11 protein-coding genes are annotated in these 17,934 nt (G+C 55.3%); 5 read left to right on the top strand and 6 right to left on the bottom strand.

What is annotated here, in order from left to right; all coding sequences use genetic code 11:
* Positions 1-195: 195 nt before the first annotated feature.
* Both H5P30_RS01270 and H5P30_RS01275 read left to right on the top strand, forming a co-directional pair.
* Positions 196-1,164 (top strand): DUF4238 domain-containing protein, encoded by a 969-nt coding sequence (locus tag H5P30_RS01270; RefSeq protein ID WP_185691154.1) that lies wholly within the window; start codon positions 196-198, stop codon positions 1,162-1,164.
* Positions 1,165-1,350: 186 nt separating this feature from the next.
* On the top strand, positions 1,351-5,205 hold the full coding sequence (locus H5P30_RS01275) for a hypothetical protein (protein ID WP_185691155.1): 3,855 nt from the start codon (positions 1,351-1,353) through the stop codon (positions 5,203-5,205).
* A gap of 249 nt (positions 5,206-5,454) precedes the next feature.
* Here H5P30_RS01275 and H5P30_RS01280 read toward each other — a convergent pair whose 3' ends face one another.
* Genes H5P30_RS01280 through H5P30_RS01295 form a run of 4 tightly spaced genes read right to left on the bottom strand, consistent with a single transcriptional unit; the run spans position 5,455 to position 9,972 of the window.
* A complete protein-coding gene (locus H5P30_RS01280; RefSeq protein ID WP_185691156.1) occupies positions 5,455-6,153 on the bottom strand; it encodes a glycyl-radical enzyme activating protein in 699 nt (232 codons plus the stop codon).
* A 4-nt stretch (positions 6,154-6,157) separates the two neighbouring features.
* A complete protein-coding gene (locus H5P30_RS01285; RefSeq protein WP_185691157.1) occupies positions 6,158-8,338 on the bottom strand; it encodes a pyruvate formate lyase family protein in 2,181 nt (726 codons plus the stop codon).
* The gene (locus tag H5P30_RS01290; protein ID WP_185691158.1) at positions 8,310-9,149 is read right to left on the bottom strand and encodes a sugar phosphate isomerase/epimerase family protein; all 840 of its coding nucleotides are present in this window, start codon (positions 9,147-9,149) and stop codon (positions 8,310-8,312) included. The genes H5P30_RS01285 and H5P30_RS01290 overlap by 29 nt, the downstream gene beginning before the upstream one ends.
* A 4-nt stretch (positions 9,150-9,153) precedes the next feature.
* On the bottom strand, positions 9,154-9,972 hold the full coding sequence (locus H5P30_RS01295; RefSeq protein WP_185691159.1) for a phytanoyl-CoA dioxygenase family protein: 819 nt from the start codon (positions 9,970-9,972) through the stop codon (positions 9,154-9,156).
* A 72-nt stretch (positions 9,973-10,044) separates the two neighbouring features.
* On the opposite strand from H5P30_RS01295, the gene H5P30_RS01300 reads away from it, so the two are divergent.
* Complete coding sequence (locus H5P30_RS01300) at positions 10,045-10,869, top strand: AraC family transcriptional regulator (RefSeq protein WP_185691160.1); 825 nt, start codon at positions 10,045-10,047, stop codon at positions 10,867-10,869.
* A 581-nt stretch (positions 10,870-11,450) separates the two neighbouring features.
* Here the strand turns inward: H5P30_RS01300 and H5P30_RS01305 are convergent.
* Both H5P30_RS01305 and H5P30_RS01310 read right to left on the bottom strand, forming a co-directional pair.
* A complete protein-coding gene (locus H5P30_RS01305; RefSeq protein WP_185691161.1) occupies positions 11,451-12,986 on the bottom strand; it encodes a sulfatase in 1,536 nt (511 codons plus the stop codon).
* A gap of 116 nt (positions 12,987-13,102) precedes the next feature.
* Positions 13,103-14,146 (bottom strand): LacI family DNA-binding transcriptional regulator, encoded by a 1,044-nt coding sequence (locus H5P30_RS01310; RefSeq protein ID WP_185691162.1) that lies wholly within the window; start codon positions 14,144-14,146, stop codon positions 13,103-13,105.
* 303 nt (positions 14,147-14,449) lie between these two features.
* Between H5P30_RS01310 and H5P30_RS01315 the strand changes: the two genes are divergently transcribed.
* Positions 14,450-16,654, top strand: coding sequence for an alpha-L-rhamnosidase-related protein (locus tag H5P30_RS01315; RefSeq protein ID WP_185691163.1), 2,205 nt, complete (start codon positions 14,450-14,452; stop codon positions 16,652-16,654).
* Positions 16,655-16,702: 48 nt separating this feature from the next.
* Positions 16,703-17,824 (top strand): cellulase-like family protein, encoded by a 1,122-nt coding sequence (locus H5P30_RS01320; protein ID WP_185691164.1) that lies wholly within the window; start codon positions 16,703-16,705, stop codon positions 17,822-17,824.
* Positions 17,825-17,934: the final 110 nt, after the last annotated feature.

Here is a 17,934-nt window from a genome sequence, read left to right on the forward strand (position 1 = left end):
ATGACCAAACCTAGACACCAAATGGTTGTTTCCCCAAGCAGACGCAAAAAGTGACACAGATCGTTCAGAAAAACGCCTTATCTAAGTGCCATTGGAGTCACACCCTCCATTATAATGAACGCTTACAAAATGTTGGATTTTCGAAGCGACCAACAGTAACGTTATAATCGATCTTAAAGACTGAGGAAGATTTCCATGAAGCGATCAGAAAATCCGAGAAATCACCACTTCATTTCTCAAGCCTACCTAGCGGGGTTTGCGCGGGGTAACGGAAAGAGAAAGCAGGTATCAGTTTTTGATTTTGAAAACGAGAAAGAGATTGAAGCCACCAACATACGAAATGTCGGTGCAAGTCGCGATTTCAATCGGATCAATTCGACCACGTTGGATCCTCACTTCTTGGAGAAGGAATTCTCCAAATTTGAAACCGATATTCGTCCAACAGTTCGGTCGATCGAAACGAATGGATCACCGACAGCGAAGGAAATGGGTGTACTCCGAACTATGATGAGCCTTTTTGCAGCCAGAAACCCTGGAAGCAGATGCAAAATTCGTGAGGCTGAAGCAAGCCTCTCAAAGGCAATCCTGCGAGAATGCGTCAAAACCCCGGAGCGTTTCGAATCCCAGCTGAAACAAATGCGATCAGACGGCATAGATGTTGACGATTGGGATTTCCTAGAGATGAAGGAGTTTATCGAGAGCGAACGGTACGCAATTTCTCCCGATCAAAGTAGCACAATAGATCTCGAGCTGTCATTGATTGAGCCAATTGCCCGGACCATGGCGGGTAGAAAATGGAGTTTTCTTCGAGCAAATGAAGATACCGGATTCTTTATCACAAGCGACCGGCCTGTAATCCTCAATTGGTACGACCCTCGCAACCTACCCCTAATGATCAAGAGTTCTCCTGGGTTCGGGATGCCAAATACTGAAGTAATTTTTCCGCTTAGTTCAAGAATTTGTATGGTTGGATCATTTGAGGGATCACCTGACGAGTCCAAAGTGACCTCAAAAATCGTGGGTCACATAAACGCAAATGTCTTAAACCAAGCTTCAAAACAGATCTACTATCATCCGGTTGGATTTAAATTTCATCATAATAATAGACTTTTTCGAAATGACGAGATTCTCGATCGCATCAAACGAAAAGCCCCCGCCCCCTAGATCACATGAAAGAAAAGAAGCATATAAATTTACAATTTGAGGATGCGTATCTTTGGTTCCCCGGTTTTCTCAAACTTCTCGCACCTCGGACTCGCGCAGCACCTAGACGTTACCAGCCCTTCTTTTGGAACTGGATAATGGGTGGGACTACACTAATCTAGCAACGTATTATTTTTGAGTAATATTATGGCGATTTTTGATGTTGAGAAAGACGATCTACTGCGGTTGTCGGACACTCTTCTCGAAGAATTGATTGCTCGGCTCTGTGAGGCTGAGGTTGCATCACATGGACATAGTCCTGCGAGTGTCAGTTGGTCAGGCTCCATAAAAGTTTCCGATGGAGGCATCGACATCCATGTGCAGGTCTCAGTTCCTACTTTCGATACGGGCTTTCTCGTTCGTCCCGATACGATCTTTCAGTGCAAAAAAGACTCTATGCCAAAGTCCGCAATTGCAGCGGAGATGCTGAAGGATGGAGAACTAAACCCGACCATCGCAAACCAAGCCCAGATTGGCGGCAGTTACATCATCGTGAGCCTCTCCGACGATTGTTCACCACCTATGAAGAAAGATCGCCTCGATGCCATGCGGGCAGCGGTCGCCAATGATCCAAACGAGGATAACATCCACCTCGATTTCTTCGACCGTTCAAAGCTGGTCCAATGGGTGCGGCAGTGCCCGTCGGTTTTGCTGTGGCTGAAAGGTAAGCTTGGTCAGGGTTATTCGGGATGGCAACCTTATGGAGCCTGGAGCAACCCGCCCAAAGGATCACTTGACACTCTCATTTCTGCTCCAGGCGTGACCGTCCACGTGCCGACTGAGAAAGGTCATGAGCTTTCAATCGAAGACGCAATAGAACCTATGCGTCGGCTGATACGCACATCAAACAAAGCGATCCGCGTCACGGGACTTTCGGGTGTGGGTAAGACACGGATTGTCCAAGCACTCTTTGACGAAACTGTCGGTAACGATTCACTTGACCGGACTATCGCTGTCTATGTGGATACGGGACAAGACCCCGATCCGTCCGCATCTGCTATGCTGGATCGTCTGATTGCCGAAGGTCGTCGCGCGGTGATGGTCCTCGACAATTGTCCCTCTGATCTGCATTCGGCATTGGCAGCCAAAGTGTCTGCTGCAAGTAGTGATGTCCGCCTGATCACGGTTGAATACGATATCAGAGACGACAAGCCGCAAACCACTGAAGTGATCCACATCGAAGCGAATGGACCGGAAGTCGCCGAAGAACTTTTGGTGCGCCGTTTTCCCGAAATTGGTCAAGGAAATGCACGGCGTGTCGCCGAGTTTGCTGATGGCAATTCCAGGGTAGCCTTGGCGATTGCAGAAAGAGTTGAACAAGGTGAGAGCCTCGCCCAATTGTCAGACGCAGAATTGTTCAACCGCCTATTCCAACAACGGAAGGGAGAAGACGGTGACCTACGCGAACAGGCCGAAACCCTGTCGTTGGTATACTCATTCTCGATTTCCGACCCGGAGGTCGGTCAGAATGAACTAGAAATCTTGGGCTCGATTTCAGGGCACTCAAAGGCTCAATTGTTCAGAGCTACCAAGAAGCTGGCAGACCGACATGTCGTGCAAAGGAGAGCCCATTGGAGGGCGGTATTGCCCCATGCAGTCGCAAACAGGTTGGCAGGCTATGCGTTGAAGAGCATCCCCGATGAGACCCTGAGATCAACGTTTGAAGTATCAGGAAACGGTCGCCTTCTGATGTCGTTCGCCCACAGACTTGGCTTGATGCATGATCACCCTGTTGCCAGAGAGATTGTTGAGGCTTGGCTGCAACCGGATGGCCTGCTTGGCCGCATTTCGGACCTTGATGAGAATGGATTGAGGATGCTGGACTACATTGGGCCCGTTGCACCAGATGCACTGCTTGATCGGATCGAAGCAGAACTCACCTCGCCAGACTTTCAAGGAATGGAGCCGAAGCACAATCCCCGAAGGACCACGATCCTCAACCTGCTTCAGTCTCTGGCCTACGAGGCCCACGCATTTGACCGCTGCATGTCGGTGCTGATCCGCGTTGCGGACCGTGAAGATGAAAAAAACAATTATGATGCGGTAAGTGACAAGATTTCTGGCTTCTTTCAGCCCTATCTTTCAGGCACCCATGCTTCCATGAAACAACGCCTCGCCATCGTAGAGAGGTGTCTGAGTTCCGAAGATGCGGGACGGCGTTCCTTGGGACTGAAGCTTCTATCCACGGCACTAGATGGACCGCCATGGACGGGCTTCGGTCTGAACGAGTTTGGCGCAAGGCCGAGGGATTACGGATACCACCCCAACCATGAGCAACTTGTCGAATGGCGCACTGCTTTCATTAATCTGGCAGTGCGGCTTGCGAACGCTGACGACGAGGACATCAAGAGCCGTGCACGGCAGGTCCTGGCGAATCAGTTTCGAGGTCTTTGGCATCAGGAAGCAATGCGGGCTAAGCTGGTCGAAGCAGCACGGGCGATCCATGATCACGAGCCTTGGGGAGCAGGCTGGAAGGCCGTTCGTTCGATCATCTACTTCGACCACACGAGGGAGAAGGGTGAAGCTGAGCCGGAACCACTTCCCCAAGACTTGGCCGACCTGGATCGGGACCTGGAGCCTCGCGACCTGATTGCGAAGATCAAAACATACGTGCTAAGCAAAGAGCATGATTACTGGGCACTTGACGACGAGTTCGACAACAGCAGTGATGACAAATACCGTGCGACTGAAGATCGGTTGGCTACAAAGGCAACAGACTTAGGAGAGAGCTTTGCAGCTTCAGACCATACCCTCGATGAGTTAGGAGCTGAATTGTTCTCAAACGACTGGATGCCCTATCGCAGAGCCTTCGGTGTCGGCCTCGCGAAGGGGGTCCACAATTATCTCGAAGGTTGGCAAGGCTTGCTGGAACACCTCGCTAATTCATCCGGTTCGAACAACGACTTTGCGGTGATCGGTGGCTTTATCGAGGAGGTCGCTGCTAATGATCCTGAGCTTTCGCGCAAGTTTCTGGATGAATGTGCACAACACCCAGAATTGAAGCGAGTTCTTGTGGGCCTTCATCCTTGGGGCGACTTCACTGAAGCCGACCTGAATCGATGCATGGCCCTCCTTGATTATGAAGACACCAACCCAACCATGTTCGAGTCGATCCTATGGCGGGATAACTATGCTAACCTGCCATCCGAACGATTGTTGGAACTTGCAACACGGCTAATCACCAGAACCAACGGCAGTGACGTGTTGCTTGAAGCGTTGAGCATGAAGCTACATAGTAAAGACCCTGCTGAGGACACTCTGGGACCCGAATTTCGGAAACTAGGCTTGGAGGCGGCAACTAAATCGCTGTTAGCAGATCAGAACGATTTTGGAGAGAGCAAAGACTACCAAATTGAGAAAGTAGTCAGGGCTGCGCTAAGCTTCGATGGCAATGAAACGGTGAAGAGCCAATGGATAGATACCATCTACTCCTTCGTAGATAAGCATTATGGATACACTCATTCTTTCGACGACGCCATAGCAACAACGGCACAGCTAATGCCGGAAGCGTTCTTGAATCGTTTGCTCCTCGGCACAGAGGACCAACAGCATCGACGAAAATTCTTCATCCATCGCGGTGGAATAAGGCGGTCTCCGCTGTCCAAGGTCGATGTCAGTGTTCTGATCAGTTGGTGTCGGAAGCAGAACGATGTAGTCGTCTGGGAACTGATTGCTTACGGAATAGTGCTTTGGGAAAAGAATGAAAGCAACGGGAGCGACTCTTTCAGAATAGAATCTGCTTTAGAATTTCTTGAAGCGGCACCAGAGCCCGAAAAAGTCCTTCACGCCTACGCAGATCGCGTCGCTCCATCTTCTTGGTCGGGCAGCCGTGTCAGCGCTATGCAGCCTAGGGTTAGAGCTATCGAGGAGCTTACGCAGCATGAAAGAACTGACATCGCTGCCGCAGCCAAAAAAGTGTTCGCAAGATTGAGTAGAGAAATTGAACGCGAGAGAGTGCGGGAACAACATAGAGACGAAGAGCGAGAACAAAAGTTTGAGTAATTACCAAGCTTTTATCGGAAGAGGAGAGGAGGCAAATGGGGTCAGCCCAATGTTTCATGCTTTTTAGTCAGACTGAATGACGTCAGCAACTGTGTCTCTCATGCAAGGGATAAATTTTGATTTTGATTTTTTGCGATGGAGTGAAGATGGATGATGATCTTTCTCATGGCCGCAGTGAGGGCGACTTTGTCAGGTCTAGATTTTTGACAATCTTGGAATTGAGCGAAGAGCGAGGAATATAACGGGATGCTAGAACTGCGGAACCGCCATCCCGAGGTCTTCGTATTTGGCATTGCCGATCGAGTGATACGGAAGGCGCTCCAAATACTCGATTCCGGGATGGCGTTCCCAGCGGTCCAGAAAGGCTGCGTGTTCGGCGTCGTCGTTCACTCCGGGAATGATCGGGCATCGCAAATGAATCCGAGCGCCCTGCTCCAGAAGCCAGTCCAGGTTTTGCTGGATCAAGCGACCATCGACTCCGGTCCACTGGCGATGTCCTGCGGCATTCCAATGCTTGAGGTCGAAGTGGAAGAGATCCACCCACGGCAGGAGTTCCTCGAGCCGCTCGCGCGAGACTTGGCCGCAGGTGTCGAGACAGGTATGAATCCCCTCGTTGCGAGCGGCTTGGAGAAGCGCCCGGCAAAATTCAAACTGCACCGTGGGCTCCCCGCCGGAAACGGTCATTCCCCCACCCGATGACTCGTAATAGGACCGATCCGCGCGAACCACATCCATGACGTCGTCCACGGACATCCGCTTCCCATACAGCTTTCCGGATCGACCGACCTGCGGTTCCCGCTTCTGGGATTCGGGGTTGTGGCACCAGGCACAACGCAACGGGCACCCTTTGAGAAAGACCGTCGTCCGCAACCCCGGTCCGTCATGCAAGGAGGCTCGCTGAATGTCGAAAACGATTCCGGAATCCGCCACTGACTCTTGAGTCTTCATGATGCTAGTTCAGAGTTCTCGCCAAAACCTCCAACTGTCCGGGGCGCGGAAGGTCCACGAAGCGAATGCTGAATCCCCCGACGCGCACCATCAGGTGTCCCCACTTTTCCGGTTCGCGCATTGCCGCTTCCATGTCGTCCCGGGAAACCACGGTCACCATGGCCTGCGCTCCTCCGTGACGGAAATAGGTCCGCAGCAGCGCATCGAACTTCGGCCGCATCGCCCCGAACCATTCTTTCGAGAATTTCATATTCTGCACCGCCCCGGCATGGAGGGAAGGATCCAGTTTTACCAGCGAGTTCAAAAAGGCCGTGACCCCGTTGAGATCGCTCCCCGAGGAGGGGTTGTTGGCGTTGGCCATCGGCTGTCCGGACTTACGGCCGTCGGCACTCGCGCATGTCTTCCAACCGAGCACGGTATTGGCCCAATTGTTGATGACCACGACCAAATAGCTGTCCAACCCGACCCGTTCCGCCTGCTTCGAGGTTTCCGCACAAATGTGTTCATGAACCTTGCGAGCCATGGCATCGGCCAGCCCTTCATCGTTGCCATATTTACTGACTTGGCGACAGGCGGCCTGAATCTCGGAAAAACCTTCAAAGTTGGCATCCATCGCCTCGACGAGTTGGGGCAAAGTGAATCGCCTCTGGCGGTAGACCAATTCCTCGATCACGTGCAAACTGTCCGCGGCATTCGTGTTGCCGTAGGTTTCCAAACATCCTCCGAGGAAGCGTGCCCCACCCCCGAAGGCAGACTTCTTTCGCTTCACACAATCCGAAGTCAAGGCGCTGATAAAGGCCAGAGGAGCCTCTTGGGCCATGACGTCATACTCCAACTTCTGCTGAAGCGCCAAAGCGGTCACATGGTGATCGACCACCCGGCAATAGCCCTCCCAAAGCGCATCGAAGTCCTGGTAGTCTGTGATCGCGGGAAAATCCTCAACGACCTTTCGTCCGGTATTGGGGTCCCGCCCGCCGTGCAGAGTCACCTCCAAGGCTTTGAGCAAATTGATTACTCCATTCGGAGAACCTTCGCTGTAGTGACTCAGGACATACTCGCCACAACCGTAGGGAGTGTATTGCTCGGCCATGTCGAGACTGACCCCAAAAGCCTTCTGCACCGCCGGAATGTTGACCTCGTCGTTGTAGAGCATCGGGAAGGTGCACCCCTCCCCAATCGCATCGATGGCACGCTCCCACAGCTCGGGGTTTTGACCGTCGTAAAACCGCAGGGAGAGTTGAGGCTGATTGAGCCGGACTTTCCGGGTCCCCTCGATCGCGAGTAGGGCGAATTCATCCGCCGCCTCTTCGTCGGGCCTCCCCCGCCCTCCTACGATCAGCCGATTGTCATACATATTGTCGTAAGCATGCATCAACCGCCAAAGACCGCAGACCAGCTCCAACGCTTCTTCACGGCGCAAAATCCCCTGCTGCAAATCCGCCTGGAGGAAGGGCCCCAACGCCACGTCGAGGCGCCCGTAGTTCCAGGTTCCCGAGTGAAGGGCGTAGAGCCAGAAGAGTTGAATGGCTTCCCGAAAATGGCGAGGAGGCTCATGGCGAATCGCCGCCAGCGTTTTTTCGATCTCCGGAGGAACCGATGCCCGGTAAGAATCGATCGTCTCCCGCAAATGACCGACCACAAACGCAAAGGGACTGCCCGAGAGTTCGGTCTCCAGTCCATCCAGCCCCAAACGCAACAACTTGGGAAAGTCCAAAGACGAGCCCGCCATGCGGTAGAGCGGAAACGCCACTCCGCTGTCCTCGGTCCACGCATCGGAAGGAAGACGCTCCGAGACCCACTGCGGATAAGAGGCACGGACCTTTTCCACGGTGGTTTTCCCCCGCCAATAGCGAGTGATTTCGGCAGCCGCTTCGGCACAGGCCGGATACAGCTTGGCCCCCTCTTCGAGTGCTTGGAAGCAACAATAATACCCCAGATTGACGGGCTCCGGGCTCAGCCCCGCCAATGGATAGAGGACTCTGCCCGCGAAAACATCGCCGCTTTCCACGGGTTGAAACATCCCCCGGAACTGAACGGACAGAACCGCCGCCTCACGATCCTCCGGGGAGTTTCCCTCATTCTTGCGATGCTGCTCCGTCAGCTCCCAGGCGTAAAGGATGCCTTTCCGAAAGAGAGCCTCGGAGGCGAGCCAATGTTCAGGAGAGAGTTCCGACAGGGTTTTCATTTGAGGTTAAAATCGGTTTCAAGTAATCGCGAAAGCGAACATTCACATCCCAGGCATCCGCCAGCGGTCGCCCGGTAAAAGGTTCGACCGGCATGTAGGGCGGCGGGCCAAATTCCGGAGTGATCGTGAGAAAGGAAGCGCCCGCCTTCTTCCGCACATCGAGAATACGTTTCCAAAGATCCAAGTGCAGGTCTGTCCAATCGCGATACTCCGGAGCCAGAGGATCCGGGACCTGCGGGCCCTCGGAAAATCCGACCCGTGCATGAATGTGGGAGCTGTGCCGGATGGCCAGTTCCACGGTCTCCGATTGGTTGCGGAGATCGCTCTCGTGCACACAGAACCAATGGGAAAAGTCTGCATTCAGACGAAGTTCCGGGATCTCCCGCAGCAGGTCGCGGGTCATAGGACCGCTACCAGTCGGACGGCCCCGATGCGTTTCCTGCGTGAAGAGAATCCCCGACTCCTCCGAGAGCCGACAAGCCTCCCGATAAATCCTGCAGTTCTCGGCAAAGCCGAACACATCGCAACCGGTATGACTGTTGATCAGCAACGGCTCGGACTCCTCAGCTTTGGCAAAACGCTCCTGCAGTGACCGCAGATGATCCTCGGGCGTCTCGCCCTCGGTGATGATCTGGGCCACCAAGAGCAGCCCGTGATCGGAAACACGGGCTGCTATCTCGGAAGCGCTTTCCGGCTGAGCCGGTAAGTAAATCTCCACCGCCTCGAAACCGTCGGCTGCGGCCCGCTGGAGAAAATCTTCCAGCGGGTCGTCCCACATTTCCCATTTCGATTTGGTGAAGAGAAGTTTCATGCGATCAGTGTGCTTTGACCCCCAACTGCCGGCGCAGCTCGTTGATGTGCGCGTAACTCTTCGTCGGATCGGCCATCGGTTGATTCAAAAGATTCTTCCCCCGGGCCATGTACATGAGGTGACGGTCGTGATAGTCCTCGTTCAATTTGGAAGAGGCCGGGATGAAACGCAGGGTCCAGCCACAACGACGCATATCCGAGGTATTGGGAGGGCTTCCGTGCTGAGTGCGGGCATCGTGCAACGAACATTGATTCCGTTGGAGTTCACAAGGCACGGCCAACTCGTCCTTCCGCTGGCTCTTGACGATCTCGGTATCGAAAACACTCTTCGTCACATCGACTCCCTCGTAATCGGAGAATCCCATTTTCCCGGTATTGTGAGTCCGCGGGATGACGTACATGCAGCCGTTCTTCTTCGTCGAGGGATCGATGGCCAACCACACGGTCGCGACTTCCATCGGGTCGAGCATGCGGCGCCAATAGGCACTATCCTCATGCCAGGGCACCCGACGGCCATCCCCTTGCGGCTTGCAGATAAAGTGGGTGGAGAAAAGAATGATATCCGGCCCGAGCAACGGCTCGACCAGGTCCACGACCTCGGGAGCAAGCGCCCAGTCCAGGAGCTTCGGATCCGCAAAGTGAGGCGTGTCCATCTGCTCCGGACGCTCGTCTTTCGGCCAAGCGGCCAGCTTTTCATCAAAATAATCCGAAAGGGCTTCGAATTTATCGTCCGCAAACACTTTGCCCTTCGGGATGACGTATCCCTCGGTTTTGTAGTGTTCGACTTCTTCGGGAGTGAGGCGTGGGTTGGTTGTGGTAGTCATGCCACCAGACTATCAGAAAGCGTTCTCGGGTTCGTCCTTCCCAATAGCATAAAAGTGCTCTATTGTGATATCATGAAAACCATCCTCTGGCGCCAGATCTGCCCCAACGAGGAGCATCTGCACGTGGCGACGATTGAACTCAAGCGCATGCGGGCTCCGGCCATGCATCGACACGACTTCTACGAATGTTTTCTCGTCCTCGACGGGAACGGCACCCACAAACTCCCCGAAGGAGAAACTCCGCTGAGGGGCCACACCCTCTACTTTCTCCGCCCCGAACACGCGCATGCGATCTACGGTCTTAAAAATCTGGTCTTCCTCAACCTGGCCTTCCGCGCCAGCACCTTCGAGAAAGTGTTTTCCCTTGCCGAATTCACTCCGGGACTTTGGCGCGAAGGGGATCCCGTCCAGTCCGTGGAACTTGATGAGCAACAAGTTGAAGACTTCACCCAATGGGTGGCTCAAGTCGCCGGGGACCGCAGTGCGCGCAACGCATCCTGGCTGCTTCTGAGCCTGGCCCGCCTCCTACAACCTCGTCAGTCCACGACCCTCCAGCGACCCAACATGCCCGACTGGATGGCCGACGGCCTCTCCCGGGCGACCGAGAGCGATGTCGTGACCGAGGGCCTCCCCGCCCTCACCCGCATCATGGGTCGATCCCGCGAGCACATCGCCCGGAGCTTCCAGCAACACCTCGGCCAAACCCCGACCGAATGGATCAACCAGGAACGCATCGAACGCGCCTGTCTCCTCCTCGCCACCACCCGACTTTCCGTCTACGAGATCGCGCTCGATTGTGGCTTCGAGAGCGCGAGCTACTTTCACAAATGCTTCCGCCAAGCCCGCGGAACCACTCCCCGGGACTACCGGACGAATTTGATGCGGATCCAGAGGTAGACGCGAGGATTCCGGGAATCTTGTCGCCTCAGAATATTCGTAGCATCCCGCCGTGAGGCGGATGAGCGCGGCACGGAACCTATCCGACCCGCGGGCGGACTCCGCAAGCGAAGTCCCTACGGGGAGGGCAGGCGTGGGAATGCGCACGACTGAAGTCATGCGCGTACGGGATGACGGAATTTTTTTGACGTTGGTGATTTCTAGGTGGGAACGGGTTGGTTGTACCGACTTTAGTCGGCTGCGTAGGATCGGCAAAGTTGTGGGAGCATCCTTGCTCCCGCGCGCTGGAGACTAACGCGGGCTGAAGCACCGCGCTCCGGGAGAAGGCTGCTGGTCCTGTCTCGGCTCGGCCGCTGTCGCGTGGATTGAGGGCCCCCGAGGCATTACTGGGATTGGCGAAGTTTGGGAGGTTTTGGCGACTGACGGCGGAAGTGGGGGAGCCCTTCCCCCCACGGAGAGGCAGAGTCGTTAGAATCCTCAACCCAAGCTAACGTCCATCGGCCTCATCCGTCCTGCGTCCCGCGATTGCGGGCACTTCGGCGGACAGGCTGGCCAATCTACAACAGAATCCAAAAAGATTCCTAGTGCGAGGCAATCGGAGGCTCCAGGCCGAGCCGGACATACTGATCCCGCGGCGCGTCACAGGCCTTCATGTTGCTCGCCAGCAGCGCCAACATCTTCGATTCGACCTCCTCATCCTGAATTGGAGATTCTTGATTCGGATCCAGCTCCAGGTCGTAGAGGACGGTCTGTTTCGTCTCGGAATCGCGCTCCCAGGACGACTCGTCCGACCATCCCATCCCCGTGCAGTCGATCTGCATGACCTGGCAATCTTTCATGAAATCGAATGGTTCCGCCAAGGACATCCGCCCTTTGTAAAAGCTATCCGTTCCGAACGGAGAACGCATATGACAGGGCATGAGCGTATACTCGGAGATCTTCCCCAACCGCTCCTGCTGGGCACGCATGTAGACATAGCGGCCATCCGTGACATTCACCTGATTCCCGAACTGGCCGAAGATCGCCGACTCGCGCACCGGTTGATCCGACTCAATGACCGGCGAGAGGTCGTGCCCGGTCATGCTGGCCGGAATTTCCTGATGGAAGAAGCTCAAAAGAGTCGGAGCCAGATCGATCGAAGGCTGGACCAGAGACTCACGGGACTCACCCCGCGTTCCAGTACGTGGATCCCAGACGAAGAAGGGAGTCCGCGCGGTTTCCTCCCACCAGGGCATCATCATCTTCGACCACCAATCGTGCTCACCCAAAAGGAAGCCATGGTCGGTCCACACGACCAGCATGGTATCCTCCCAGAGATTTTCCGCGTCCATCTTATCGAGGAGAGTTCCGAGCTTCTCATCGCACATTGAGACCAGCGAAGCATACTCGTAACGCCCGTGCTCGGCGAGATCCAGACGTCCTTGGACCCGTTCGTAATTCGGCCAGTCAAAATGCGGGCCGTTGTAGTTCTTGTAGTGAGGCTCGTAATAGAGCTCCTTGTACTTCGGCAACGAAAAGAAGGGCTCATGCGGATCAAAGGTTTCGATCTGGAGGAACCAATTGTCCTCCCCCTTGTTCCGATCGATAAAGTCCAGTCCCGCCCGAAAGACACCGCTCTGAGGTTGCTTGTCGTCTTCCTGCATCTCCCGACGGTTGATCCAGTCCTGCCGGGCCGGTGCGTAGCCCTTGAGACCGTGCCTCCCTTCCGCATCTTCCGGAATTTCGGGGTCGCGCACTTGTCCGATCCAGGGATCTCCCTCCTGCCCGCGGAATGCTTCGTAGCTCGAATACTTCGTGTGGTAGTTCGATCCGCCGTCCTCGAAATAATGGTAGTGGTCGGTGATCAAATGCGTGTAGACGCCGTTCTCCTTCAGAATCCGCGGCATCGACTCGTCGTAGGGCTCCATCGGCCCCCAACTGCGATGCAAAAAGTTCGGACGGCCGGTATGAAGATCCCGTCGAGCCGGCATACAGGGCATCGAACACACGTAGGAGGTGTCGAAGCGCAACGTTTTCTCGGCCAGGCGCTGGAAATTCGGAGTATGAGTCCACTCGCAACCGTAGGGCGACAAAAACCGCCGGTTGAGGGAATCGAACATGACCATGATGACTTTCATAAATGCAAAGGGGATTCGCGGGAAAGATTCGGATTCAAAATGACAATAACGTTATAGTATCGAAATTGCTTCGCAGGGAAAGCATTATTTCGCATCCACTCTGCGAAAGCGGTGAATTACTTCCTCGTCGGAGGCCCCATCGAGCTGCGCAAGAGGAACTCCGAACGCAGACTTTGGAGACGGATCGGCGAATCGAAATTCTTGATTCGGTTGTCCAACATTTCGAAGACGGATCGAGCCATAAGAGATCGATCCACTCGCAGAGTCGAGAGTTCGAGCGGTTCGGCCGCATCGATATCGTCACTGCCGAGAATGGAAAGCTCTCCGGGAACACTCAGCCCCAGCCGCTTCGCCTCGGAAAAGAGAGAGATGGCCGTCTGGTCGTTGTAGGTCACGACCGCCGTCGGCCTGCGTTTCAGCACCTTCCATTTTCGGAAGGCTTCCTGACCGGCCTCCGCAGCGGAATCGACTCCCAACACCGACAGTTCTTCGTCAAACTTCATTCCGAGCTCATCGAGGATACGAATGACTTCGACCAATTTCCCCACTGGAGGCAAATCCGGACGGTTTGGCCCCAAGTACGCCACCGAAGTGTGCCCGACGTCCCTCAGATACTGCATGGCCTTCCGCAGGCTGAAAGTATAGTCGACTCCCAAGCTATCGAATTGATCCTCATATCCCCGGTAGATGAACAGGAGCGGGAACCGCCACGCCTTGAGCTTCTGATAGACGTCCACATTCTCCAAGTTCTCGACGGGATTGACGACGAGACCGTCGACCTCCCCGGCGGAGAGCTGCAGGAGCAAATTTCTCTCCCGCTCGGGAGACCGGTGAGCCAGGGCGAGCATCGAAGAGTAGCCCGCCTCCGAGGCCACTTGATCCAAATTCTCGTAGAGCTCCGAATAATTGGTGTTCGCGAGGTCCGGAAGGATCATCCCGATCCGCTTCGTGTATCCCCGTTTGAAATTCCGGGCGGATGGATTGGGAGCATACCCGATTTCCCGAGCCGCCTTGAGGATACGCTCGCGCGTCGCGTCACTGATCCCCCCCTGCCCGTTGATGGCCCGGGAAACCGCCCCCTGCGAGAAGCCGGTTAATTTTGCGAGCTGGAGAATCGTGGGACGTCCACTTCCGGACTGAGCAGATTTCTTCTTGGGCATACCTAAAACGTTACATGTCATCCGTCAGTTCGGATATTCCAATCTGACCCAACCGAAAAAAACTCTTTTTCCCCTGAAAATCAACAAGATCCTTCCATTTCTCAGTCCCGCTCCCTTCCATCATCCGCAGTCGCTGAAAGAGAGAAGAACCGCAATCACTGAAATTTATAGTGTCAAATTAGGATTGTTATATCGTTATAGTTAATCTAGCCTTCAACCTTTCTTTTTCCTGATAGCACCACGCCTGATCAAAACCATCGCGAAGGCGGAAAGCTCCGTCTTCCTGTCTCCCTGTTTCGACCCATGAAAGAATTCATCGACACCTGCCCGCCCCCCGAATCCGTTCAGTGGACTTGGGCCGACCAAGAACATCCGAACCAAACGGTTCTCTTTCGGACAAGAATCACTGGGCTCGAGGACTACGGGAAGATCGCGGTCCAGATCACCGCACAGACCCGTTTTTATCTCTACGCCAACGGAGAGTATCTCGGACAAGGCCCCTGCCCTTCCATCTGGCCGGACAGCACCTACAACAGCTACTCCGTCGAGGCGAGCGAGGGGGTCCTCAACCTCGCGGTCATCGTCCACTCCTACGGTGTCCGCACCCAGAGTCACGCCTTGGCTCCCGCAGGCCTATGGGCTCGTTTGATCGGACTCCGAGACGGTTCCTGGATGCCTATCGAGATCGTCCCGGAAGCCTGGAAGCACTGCCCACAGGGAGGCTGGATCTCCACCCAACTCCGGCGGACCTGGGCAACGGGATGGATGGAGCAATTCGACAGTGCAAAACATCCCGAAGGGTGGCTCGATCCGGACTTCGACGATTCCTCCTGGACAACTGCCACGCGGGTCGGGCGTCCCGGCAGCACCCTTTCCCCGCGCATGACCCCGGACCTCCGGGAATATTCCGTGCCCGCCACGCGCCTTCGCGCGGTGGCCAAAGTGTCCAACCGCGCTCCGATCACCGACGAGGGGGAAGGTCAACTCGCGAAGATTCTCGACGAGGAAGCTTGGCAGCCGAAAGAAATCGCTCCGTATCAATCTGACTGGGACCAAGGTCGGGGCATTCGCATTCCCGCGGGCGAAGAAGGGCTGGCCCTGATGTTCGACCTCGGGGAAGAAATGGTCGGGCAGACCGAGTTTTCCGTCGAAGCCGCATCCGGAATCGTCGATCACTATGGCGCCGAACTCCTGCGCGACGGACGCCCATGGGCCTTCCGCGGCAACGCCGAGTATGCGACTCGGTGGTTCGCCTCGGGTCGGAACCCGAACTTTCGGACACTCAACTACAACGGGTTCCGTTACCTTCTGATTGTTCTTCGTCCCGATACGTCTCCGATGCACTTACAGTCGTTTGGCGTTTGGCGACGGGAAGCCGATATCCGACCGAGTTTAACGTTCGATTCCACGGATCCGGAAATGCAACGTCTCTGGGACGTGAGCATGCGGACCCTCCAGGTTGCGACCCAGGAGACCAACGTGGATTGCCCGACACGGGAACAAGCCCTCTTCATCGCCGACGGTCTTTGGAACGCTCTCTGGATCGATCAACTCTTCGACGAGCCGTCCCTCTTCGAGCACTACCTCCGGATTGTCGCCAAAGCCCAGCACGAGAACGGCCTCATGCCCTCGGCGGTCTTCTCCAGCCTCAACCCGCCGCATTACCTCATCGACTTCTGCCTCATCTTTGTCTGGGGGGTCGATGTCTATCGCCGCCTTCATCCGGAACGGCGCGATCTCGTCGAAGAGCTTCTCCCCGTCGCCGAACGGACGCTCCGCTGGGCCCAAGACCAAATTGCCGAGTCCGGTTTGATCGAAGTCGACCCTCTGGCAATCGAGAATTACGATGGCGGACGCTTCGAAGTGGTCTTTCTCGACCACCCGACCATTTGGCACACCTTCTCGCACCCGGGAATCGAGCGGTCACGCATCCAGCTCGCCCTCAACGCCTTCCTCGCGATCGCCATCGATGCTTTCTCCGCGTCGGCCGAGGCCCTCGGATACGCCCACAGACTCGACGTCCAACGACTCGACGCCGAGCGTATTCGGAAACTCTGCCACGAACGCTTTTGGCAGGCAGAACGCGGCTACTACGCCGATTGTTTCAACGAGGAAGACAACGCGCTCAAAGGATGGAGTGCGCAGACGCAAGTCTTGGCGGTTCTCTCCGGGATCACCGGCGGCGACGACGCCCACCAATTGATGGAGCGCCTGATCCGTGATTGGAAACATCCGAACATCTGCCGCTGCACCCCTTACTTTTGGGTCTACTTCGCCGAAGCGTTGATTGTTTCCGGTCATTCGGATCAAGTCATGCCGCTGATTCGGGAGGCTTGGTCCGTCATGACCGACGATCCCGAAACGACCACGTGGTGGGAAACGTTCGAAGGGAGCGATCGCGATACCCGCTGCCATCCCTGGTCGGCCCTGCCCGCCTGGTTTCTCCAAGCGGATGGCCTGAACTTCCGTCTTTGTGGAGAACGCAAAGCGGCAAAACCGACCTCCTAATTCGCTGCGATGTCTTCCTTCCCCTTTCGCAATATCGCCGCTTCTCGCATGAAACTGAAAAATCTCCAAGAACCGCTCGCCATTACCATGTGGGACTTTTCCTGGCTGGAACGCCGCTGGCCCGGCGCCGGCTACGAGGACTGGGACCTCGCCCTCGATGAGCTGGTGGAGCGCGGCTACAACGCCGTGCGGATCGACGCTTTCCCGCACCTCGTCGCCACGGATGCAGAAGCCGTCTGGACGATCATTCCCTGCTGGAATCAACAGGATTGGGGCTCCCCCGCCCGCAACCGCATCCAAGTGCAGCCCAACCTGAATACTTTCATCCGGAGATGCTCCGAGCGCAATGTTCACGTAGGGCTCTCCACTTGGTTTCAACGAGTCGAAGAACTGGATCGGATTCCCGTCGTTTCTTCGCGCAGCCATAGTCGCATCTGGAGACAACTTCTGGATTCCATCGCCGCAGAAGGGCTCTTGGACAATATTCTCTACGTAGATTTCTGCAATGAATGGCCTCTTGACTGCTGGGCGCCATTCTTCATGCCCAAACCATCGGAACAGGGCCTGTGGAATTCTCCTTCCTCTCTCCAGTGGATGCTGGAATCGATCGAGGAACTTCGCCGCGACTACCCGGATATCCCCTATACCTTTTCGAACGTTGGGAACTTCCAACTGTCGGAGAATCAGATGCAGCTGGTTTCCGAAGCCTTCGACTTTCTGGAACCCCATATTTGGATGTCACAAGCCAACCAGCACGAATTCTACAATCGCATTGGTTATCAATACGAGCGTTTCGAGAGTAAAGGCTATGAGAATGTTGCGCTGAATGCTCAGCGTTTTTACGAGTCTGACTCCGAGTATTGGGACTCACTGCTCAGGAAGTTCATTGATCAAGTGAGCGCGGAGGCGGACGCGCTAAAACTTCCGCTCATCACCACCGAGTGCTGGAGCATCGTCGACTACAAGGATTGGCCCCTACTCGATTGGGAGTGGGTCAAACGGGCGGGCGAAGTCGGTATTCGTCATGCCGCGAGCAAAGGAAACTGGATCGCGATGGCCACCAGCAACTTCTGCGGCCCCCAGTTCCGCGGCATGTGGCGCGACAAAGACTGGCATCAGGAGATGACCCGCGTCATCCGCTCGGCCGGGCTGCCGAAATTGAAAGAATAAGAACCAAACGAGGCCGAGGTCGTCGGCGCGCATAGTTCCCGTTCATCGAACCATGATGCAACTGGTGCATCACTCTTCTATCGCCGCGCCTGACTCCTGGGAAACAAAAT

It is taken from the genome of Puniceicoccus vermicola (assembly GCF_014230055.1).
Taxonomy (GTDB): Bacteria; Verrucomicrobiota; Verrucomicrobiia; order Opitutales; family Puniceicoccaceae; genus Puniceicoccus; species Puniceicoccus vermicola.